Source organism: Brevibacillus sp. LEMMJ03 (genome assembly GCF_007197875.1).
GTDB classification, from domain to species: domain Bacteria; phylum Bacillota; class Bacilli; order Brevibacillales; family Brevibacillaceae; genus Brevibacillus; species Brevibacillus thermoruber.
In genome coordinates this window covers 1-414 of sequence record NZ_VKJN01000096.1, presented here as the reverse complement: position 1 = coordinate 414, position 414 = coordinate 1, and the positions used below count along the sequence as shown (strand labels likewise).

The 414-nt window shown below is 42.3% G+C and carries 1 pseudogene; it reads left to right on the top strand.

Annotated elements, in window-relative coordinates:
* A pseudogene (locus tag FOI68_RS22975) lies at nt 1-222 on the top strand (major facilitator superfamily transporter); the annotation flags it as partial.
* Between the last annotated feature and the right edge of the window lie 192 nt (nt 223-414).

Genomic DNA, 414 nt, shown 5'->3' with positions numbered 1-414 from the left:
GCTACTTCGTTTTTCATGTTTTGCCGCAACATCGGCACGGCAATTGGTGTAACGATTATGGGCGCCTTTTTAACGAAAGCAGCTGGCTTTATGACAGGCATCCATCATCTCTTTTTATTTGGTTTTATCGGCAGCATTGTGGCTCTACTAACATCGTTTCTCATTCGGGATGAGTCCGAACAGGAAAAAAATAATTTGCTTCGTTCGGGAGAAATGGTCTAAATATTTGGCATTATATGCCGATAATAAAGAAGGGAAGGTCATTCCCTTCTCTTTTTTTGCCGATGGAGTGCTACATGATGTGAATGAACGGGGGGATCAGAACGATGAAGATGACGGTCCGAAAAAAATTGTATGCAGTATTTGCCGTTGTATATATGCTGTTAATCGCGCTCGTTGGCATTGCCTATTACG